This window comes from Micromonospora sp. DSM 43699 (assembly GCF_055517075.1).
On the sequence record NZ_JBTMMT010000145.1, the window covers coordinates 1 to 1,448 of the forward strand.

Annotated in this window: 1 protein-coding gene; it reads right to left on the reverse strand. The window is 68.6% G+C overall.

Annotated elements, in window-relative coordinates; all coding sequences use genetic code 11:
- Positions 1-7 precede the first annotated feature (7 nt).
- On the reverse strand, positions 8-1,399 hold the full coding sequence (locus AC0AIB_RS30945) for an IS30 family transposase (protein ID WP_465098037.1): 1,392 nt from the start codon (positions 1,397-1,399) through the stop codon (positions 8-10).
- Between the last annotated feature and the right edge of the window lie 49 nt (positions 1,400-1,448).

Consider the following 1,448-nt stretch of genomic DNA (forward strand, 5'->3'; position numbering starts at 1 on the left):
CCCGGGTTCAACCAGTCGTTGCAACACCGCTGCTGTGCAGCAATCTTAGGTGCTCGTCGAGGGCCTCGGCGGGTGTCTTCCAGCCGAGGACCTTGCGGGGTCTGCTGTTGATGGCGGCCTGGACGGCGAGGAGGTCATCGAGGCTCCAGCGGGACAGGTCGGTGCCCTTGGGGAAGTACTGGCGTAGCAGGCCATTGGTGTTCTCGTTCGTGCCGCGCTGCCAAGGCGAGTGGGGGTCGGCGAAGTAGACTGCCATGCCGGTTTCGACCTTGAATTGGGCGTGGGCGGAGAGTTCCTTGCCCCGGTCCCAGGTCAGCGACCGTAGCAGCTCGGCCGGCATCGTCGTCATCGTCGAGATGAGGGCGTCTTTCATCGCGATGGCGCCGTAGCCGCCCAGGGCGGGCCCGTTCTTCACAGGTGGGACGGTTCCGTAGCCCTCGAGGCGGGGCAGGTGGACCAGGAGCGTGTAGCGGCTGCTGCGCTCCACGACGGTACCGATCGCCGACCGGTTCAAGCCGATGATCAGATCACCCTCCCAGTGCCCCGGAACTGCCCGGTCGGTGGCCTCCGCAGGCCGTTCACTGAGCACGACATCGGCGGTCACGTGACCCTGCGGCCTGTTCCGGGACCGTTCCCGGGGCTTGCGCAGTGCCCGGCCGGTGCGCAAGCAGGCGACCAGCTCACGCTTGAGGGCTCCGCGTCCTTGGATGTAGAGCGCTTGATAGATCGCCTCGTGGCTGATGCGCATGTCCTCATCGTCGGGGAAGTCGACGACCAGCCGCCGGCTGATCTGTTCCGGGCTCCAGGCCGTGGCCCAGCGCCGGTCGGCGCGGTGCGGCTTGTTAAGCCCCTTCCACGTCGTCGACGGGCCGGTGGCAACGGTCCCGTCAGGACGCTGCAACTGCCCGCTCAGCCGCGCTTGGACGTACTCGCATAGCCGCGGGTTGCCCGCCAACTTCACCCGCTTCGGGCGCCGCGCCGCGATCTGCGCCTTCCACTGCGCGACGCCTGCCCGGTACTCCCGCTTGCCGGCACGGGTTGCGGCGTTGCGCCGCAGCTCCCGCGAGATCGTGCCGGGGTCCCGATCGAGCTGTCGGGCGATCGCACGGACGCCGTGACCCTGCGCCTTGAGTAGCGCGATCTCCTCGCGCTCGAAGAACGACAGGTAACGGCCGGTGGGCTCGGCCAGACTCAACGGCGGCATACCGCCAGCGTGCCGAAACCAGCGCACCGCGACCGGGGAGGACACGCCCAGCTCGAGCGCTGCCTTCTCGGTGCGCTTGCCCTGCGCAATCAGGCGCCAGAACGCGCGCTCCACATGCCGGGCCGGCATCGGCCGGCCCGGCGAACGCATCGCCGGACGCAAAGCCCGATCTGCCTGCTGCTGACGACGCACCATGCAACACCTCCCTGACCACGAGGTGTTGCGACGACCGGTTGAGTCCGCC

Excerpts from the sequence above, each read along its gene's own strand:
- AC0AIB_RS30945 (WP_465098037.1), bottom strand. The coding sequence starts at position 1,399 with ATGGTGCGTCGTCAGCAGCAGGCAGATCGGGCTTTGCGTCCGGCGATG.